At 61.6% G+C, this 6,138-nt stretch carries 6 protein-coding genes; 5 read left to right on the forward strand and 1 reads right to left on the reverse strand.

Going from position 1 to position 6,138, the window contains the following annotated elements:
- The first annotated feature begins 311 nt into the window (after positions 1-311).
- From MHY30_RS14840 to MHY30_RS14860, 5 genes are read left to right on the forward strand one after another with little or no spacing between them, the layout of a single operon-like run.
- Positions 312-1,361 carry a hypothetical protein gene (locus MHY30_RS14840; RefSeq protein ID WP_239279160.1) on the forward strand — a complete coding sequence of 350 codons (1,050 nt, stop codon included), beginning with the start codon at positions 312-314 and terminating at the stop codon, positions 1,359-1,361.
- Positions 1,362-1,405: 44 nt separating this feature from the next.
- The gene (locus tag MHY30_RS14845) at positions 1,406-2,140 is read left to right on the forward strand and encodes a WecB/TagA/CpsF family glycosyltransferase (protein ID WP_239279162.1); all 735 of its coding nucleotides are present in this window, start codon (positions 1,406-1,408) and stop codon (positions 2,138-2,140) included.
- Positions 2,127-3,020 carry a glycosyltransferase family 2 protein gene (locus tag MHY30_RS14850; protein WP_239279164.1) on the forward strand — a complete coding sequence of 298 codons (894 nt, stop codon included), beginning with the start codon at positions 2,127-2,129 and terminating at the stop codon, positions 3,018-3,020. Before MHY30_RS14845 ends, MHY30_RS14850 begins: the two co-directional genes overlap by 14 nt.
- A gap of 14 nt (positions 3,021-3,034) precedes the next feature.
- A complete protein-coding gene (locus MHY30_RS14855) occupies positions 3,035-4,258 on the forward strand; it encodes a hypothetical protein (protein ID WP_239279166.1) in 1,224 nt (407 codons plus the stop codon).
- 16 nt (positions 4,259-4,274) lie between these two features.
- On the forward strand, positions 4,275-5,648 hold the full coding sequence (locus MHY30_RS14860; RefSeq protein ID WP_239279168.1) for an O-antigen ligase: 1,374 nt from the start codon (positions 4,275-4,277) through the stop codon (positions 5,646-5,648).
- A 116-nt stretch (positions 5,649-5,764) separates the two neighbouring features.
- On the opposite strand, the gene MHY30_RS14865 is transcribed toward MHY30_RS14860, so the two are convergent.
- Positions 5,765-6,138 (reverse strand): sugar nucleotide-binding protein (locus MHY30_RS14865; protein WP_239279170.1); only part of this gene is annotated, 374 nt, incomplete at its 5' end.

A 6,138-nucleotide genomic window follows, 5' to 3' on the forward strand; every position in this document is an offset into this window, starting at 1 on the left:
GGGCGACGAGGTCGAGGGCTCGACGCCGGAACTCCGGTGGGTGAGCAGCAGGCATCTCACGGACTCCTTCCGAGACGATCATCGCCTCAACTCAGGTGTCCGGAAAAGCGGGGCAGGCTCCCTGATGCCAGACGTAAGCTTCATCAGTGCTCTGCTGGTGGGGCCACGATGCAGTACCGTCGAGAGCCGCCCTGATGGCCGACGACAGGGGTAGAACTCGGAAGGCTCACATGCAGTTTGCGGACTCGGAAGTACGGGCATTCGTCGTTGGGGACTCGATCAGATCCAATTCGCTCGGTCGAGTACTGAGTATGGCGATCTCCGCGGACGCCGTCTTCTCGGAAGTTGTAGTTCTCGCGTACGAGGATGGGAAGCCGTGGTCCGGAGCGGCACAATTCGATTTCGAGGTGACCCCCTTTTCGCGCTCCGACATCCGCGGTTTGGCGGACCGAATACGTCTCAGTGCTCGGGAGACTGCGACTCTGCTATGGATCTCGAAGGGCGCCGATCCGGTGGGTCGTCTGGCTCAGCAGCTTCGCGGTACGCCCGGGGTCACGATCGTTGCGGATTTCGATGACAACGACATCGCCATCATGAAGAGCTTTCGATCCCAGTCTCGAGTCAACGCACTGAAGATGCATGTGCTACGCCGTAAACACCCCACTCGCCTGACTCGGGCGCAGGCGCGGCTGGCGAGCGCAGCGGACGCACTAAGCTTCTCGAACTCCGCTCTCGCTGAGACGTATCGCTCTCGGCTCGGAGCGACAGACAAGCCGTGGGCTCTTGTGCCCCACTCGCGGCCTGCTCGCGTGACCCCTTTGCCGACTCGTCGGTCTCGCCCCGAACGTTTGATTCTCGGCTTTCTCGGAACCGTTCGAGCCCACAAGGGTGCGGACGAGATAGTGGAGCTGATGCGCCACGACAGGCGAACAGTAGTTGTGTCGTTTGAGCAGGGATGGGCTCCACCCGCGGACTGCGCGGCCCAATGGCGCACTTACCCGCCCACTACACCGCTCGCCGAGCTCTACGACCAGATCGATTTTCTCGTGCTACCCATGGACGGTCATGACGAGGCATCCATCCATCAACTTCCCGCTAAGTTGGTCGACGCCGCCGTCAACGGGTGCCCGGTTGCGGCGACGTCGACCCCTCCCATTGTCGAGTTCGCTGGTTCCTCGATACTGCCTATAGCGACGTGGGCGCATACCGAGGATGTCTATCGCGTACTGCGGTCTTCCGATACTCGCGTGCTCTCATCTGCCATCACGCGATCCTTTGCCGAATTCTTCTCTCCGGAGGCCACAGGCCGAGCAATCGCTCGACTGGCGAGCATCAATGCGAATGGTGGGGTATCGCGATGACGCGAGAGGTAGTTGTTCGATCCGTCGCCGCCCGCCTTACTCCCATGACTGCCGAAGAGGTTGCTCGCTTAGTTTCGGCGCCAGTCGGTCGAACTACGCTGATTCTGAACCATAACTTACATAGCCTCTACTTATTTCACAGCCTCGATTGGTTTCGAGAGTTCTATTCGCAGGGTTCTATAGTCCTCGTTGACGGCTGGCCGGTGCTGAAGCTTCTCCGCTTGAGTGGCTACACCACGTTTTCACATGCGCACCGAATCGGGTCGACGGATTGGCTCGACACCTTAATCCACAGTCCTACATTCGGAGAGCTCCGGGTTTACGTGCTGGGCGGTACTGCCGAGACTGTCGAGCGAGCATGCGCTGCTTTGCAGTCCGGCGAAGCGGACATCGTTGCTTCCGGCCACAGCGGATACTTCGACACCGAGACGGAGTCGGCCAGAGTGCTTGAGGACATTCGAAGCTTCGGCCCCCAACTTATTCTCGTTGGTATGGGCATGCCGCGCCAAGAGAGATTTATCGATGATCATCTCGGGGTTCTACCCAACTGCTACGTTGCAACAGTCGGCGGCGCCATCGACTACCTCGCGGGCGCGCAGCGCTTGGCGCCGAGGTGGTTTGGCCGGTTAGGTATTGAGTGGCTGTGGAGGCTAGGCAACGACCCGCGGCGCCTGTGGCACCGCTATCTCGTAGAGCCGATCAAGCTCGTCGGTGTAATCGTCTCGAATCGCTTGTTCAAACGCGGTGCCTGGAGAGAGGCGTCGAATGGAAACGATTGACGTCGTCATTCCCACCATGGGACGGCCCTCGTTGCGGGGAGCCGTGGATAGTGTGCGCGCGCAGACGGGAGTGGATGTTCGCCTGCACGTAGTTCTGGATGATCCGGCGGCCTCCACGGAGATCAATCATTTCCTCCGCGACGACGAGATCATCGTGACGTCTGGCCGAACAGGCGGCGCGAACGCTCGCAACCTCGGACTCCGAGCGTCCGCAGGGCGCTGGGTTGCGTACCTCGATGATGACGATTGGTGGGAGGCGGAGAAGTTATCCGCGCAGTTGGGGGCCATGCGAGCCTCTGCTGCAGGGGTGGGATTGTGCGGTGCGGTATTTCATGAGTCCGATGGTGGAACGCGGACACTTCCTCGGTCAGAGCCGAATACTATGGCTTTTGCTGACTACATCGTCGCGCGCCCCGACCTGACGTTCGGACACAGTCTTGTCCAATCGAGCTGTCTGATGATCGACCGGTCTCGGACCGCGAACCTTGAATGGGACGCAACCATGCCTAAGCATCAGGATTGGGATTATGCGCTTCGCCTTGTCCGGTCGGGTGGGCTCGTCGCATTCACGCCCCGTGCGCTCGTACACATTCAGCAGGGATCGTCGGGATCGATCTCCAATCTTCGTGAGTGGGAAGCGAGCCGCGAGTGGTTTGAGCGGCACTCGAGCGTGATGTCCGCGCGCGGTCGTGGCGACTTCGCCGCGAGTCATATATTGCGTAGCGCCTTGTCGAGTCGGAGCGTTCCAGGTGTGCGCTACGCCGTCAAGCATCTCATTGGCAGTCGGCCACATGGAGCTGCAGTGGTTGTCGGACTCAGTGGCCTCAAGGATGCGCTGAAGCCGCGAACGATGCCTAAGAATGACGGCCAAGCGCGTTGAATCCACCGCGCAGCATGAGTCCCGCACGCCTCATCGGATTCCTGCTTGTCCCGATCCTCAGCGCTGTTGCCCCGCTGATCGTCATCCCTGTGATCACAGGATCCTTTGGGGGCGAGGCATGGGCGGCCGTCGCCGTGGCGCAATCGGTCGGCAGTGCGGCCGCAGTCATCGTCGAACTCGGCTGGGGGCTTAACGGACCGCAGCGTGTCGCGAGGGCACGCGGTCAGGTCCGGTCGCAGCTGTACCTGTTGTCGTTAGTGACCAAAGGCATCGTTGTGGTGCTTCTTGTTGCCCCGGTGATGGTCACCATGCAAATTCTCGCTCCCACCGAAGTCGGTAACGCTCAAATCGTTGCCGTCGGCTACTTGATTACTGGTCTCTCTCCCGTCTGGTTCTTCATCGGAGAAGGGCGCCCGCTGCGCATTCTCCTTTTCGATGCGATGCCTCGACTCATCGCAGCCGTCATCCCCGCGATTCTCATCGTCGTATTCGATTTCGGACTCGAGGCGTATGCGGCCGGATTGCTGGTCGGTGGGCTTGTCCCACCCCTCTTGGGCCTCACCACGGCTCGCCCTCCCCGAAATTTCGTTCGTCGTTTTGGGCTTCGAAGACTCGTGCGGGCAATACGCGCTCAGGGGGGGGCGCTCGGCGGGCGAGCGGCAAGCGCTCTCTACATCGCTCTCCCGATCACGCTCGTCGGGATAGCTGCGCCGGCGGCGCTGGTTCTATTCTCGGCGGTGGAGCGGATGATGCGCCTTGGGCTCGCGCTGCTCGCAAGTATCCCGAACAGTCTCCAGTCCTGGGTTGGTGCGCCCCCTGCAACCGCTCACGTCGAGCGACGGCGGCGTGTACAGCTAGCGCTAGTATTCAACGCCGTGCTGGGCCTCATCGCCGGATTGGGCTTCACCTGGGTCGCTCCGAGTGCTGCCAGGATCCTCTTCTCGGGGACTACTGAGGTCGACCATTCCATCGCGGCGCTCGCAGGTCTCGTCATCTTCATCACGTGCACCTCTCGTGCCACCGGTGGGCTCGGCCTGGTGGCCTACAGGCGGGTTCCAGCCATCGCGGTTAGCGCTGTCGTTGGCGCTTGTGTAGGCGTTCCTGCCATCCTGGTGTTCGCCAGTTACGGGGGTGTCGCCGGGGCGTACGCGGCTGAGATCCTGGCGGAACTGTGCGTCCTCGCCGTGCAGGTTGCTGCGCTGGCGCGCGCCGGTGTGTTCCGCAGGTCTCGCGGATGAGGATACATTCGAGTCGATGAGCGTTTCGAGAGTTCAGGCGATGGCGCACGGCCTTTGGTTTATCGTGCCCGCCATTCTCACAGTCGTCGCCGTTCTCTTCCCGCTTGCGTCGCTCGCGCCAGTGGCCATCCTCGCCACGATTTACCTGCTGACCAGGCCCCGCGGTCAAATCCGAGGTTCCGGGGTCGGTCTGGGCCTGGTAATACTGACGTTCATCGGTAGCAACTCTGCGCCCTCCGCGCTTCGAGTTATCGCCGTTGTCCTCGCCACCCTGGTCATTGTGGTCACGGCTGTACTCGCTGAACACCGAACCGTGAGATGGGGCAGTGCCGTTCCGGCGTTCCTCGCGTACATCGGGTATGCCGCGCTCGTCAGCCTCGCGACGCTCTCCTCGAGCATCCCTACGCTTGCTGTGGCTCTCGTGCCGATCGTGGCGATCGCTTCAGTGGTAAGGAAGTTTTCCTCGGAGGATTTCGTTGCCATGGTCCGGTGGGTCGTTCCCGCGGCCGTCGCGCAGGTGCTGATTGCTTTCGCCGAGTTGGTGGTGTTAGCTGAGCCGATTTGGGGATATCGAAATCTGACAACTGCGGGTGTTCCCGTCCTGCGGTACAACCCGTTTCTGGGCGACGCCGTCCTACGTGCCCAAGGTTCGTTCGGACATCCGATTCCCTTTGCAATGTTCCTCCTTTTTACCTTCTTTGTGTGTTTGTCCCCAGTGTTGAGGCGTCATCGGTTCCTGCGAGGAGTCGGAATCGCGTCTGCCCTCGTCGGCCTGTTCCTCTCCGGAACACGGAGCGCCGCCCTCGCCGGTCTGATCGCGCTGATCTACTTCCTGTTGGCTAGTCCGGGGTTGCAACGCAAGACGCGCAATGTTCTTGTCATCAGTGTTATCGCTATGGCGTTCGTAATAGGTGACTTTGGCACGCGCGCGATCGTGTTTGATCTGCTCGCCTCGGACTCGCTGGCGCATCGTGTCGACGGTTGGACTCTGGCGACCGGTCTATTGGGACGCGGGGCCGCGGCCGTGCTTCTGGGCACCGGTCTCAACTCGGAAGTAGCTGCCTTCGCGGCGGGCTACCTTCAGCAGGACGGTTTCAACGTCATTGACAATCAGTGGCTAACCCTGTTCGTCACAACCGGGCTTGTGGGTCTCGTACTTTTCTTCGCGGCCGTATCTATGGGATGGTGGCGCGCTGGACGATCCGGTCGAGCGCTTATTCTTGCGATTGCGGTCATGTTCTTCTCGTTTGATGTGACCACCTGGCCGACGTCATTCGCTCTTCTGGCCTTCAGCATTGCGGTTCCGCGAGAGGCGGCAATGTCCTCTGTCATGGGCGCGGACTCCGCAACGGCTCTGAGGTTCCCGACGCTCGCAACAAGCGCTCGATGACTGGCCCGTCAATACCCGGGCGTATGGTTCACATTGATGTCGATGGTGCGACAGGGTGGTACGGAGATGCGGATTTTCCGCGTGGAGCCGTAGGCGTGTGCTGTCCGTCGCGGGGGTCAGACGTGGAGGTAGTCGCGCAGGCGGTCGCCCGCGTTGCCGAGCGGGGCCCCGGCTGAGGCGGTCGCTTCGAGGTCGAGGACGCTGTTGTGGGGGCGTGAGGCGATGGGGCCGGTGGTGCCGGCGTAGTAGTCGTCGGTGGTGACGCCGGTGATGCGGTCGGGGTCGTGTCCGGTGAGGTGGAAGACGTCGCGGGCGATGTCGTACCAGGTGCGGGGTTCGCCTTGGCTGGTGATGTTGTAGATGCCGTGTGGGGCGCCGGTTTCCAGCAGGGTGTGGATGGTGGCGGCGATGTCGGTGGTGAAGGTGAGGCGTCCGGTTTGGTCGTTGACGACGCGGGGGTTGATGCCGCGTTGGGCGAGGGTGGCCATGG

The organism is Microbacterium sp. ACRRU, assembly GCF_022346945.1.
In the GTDB taxonomy this organism is placed as follows: Bacteria; Actinomycetota; Actinomycetes; order Actinomycetales; family Microbacteriaceae; genus Microbacterium; species Microbacterium mcarthurae.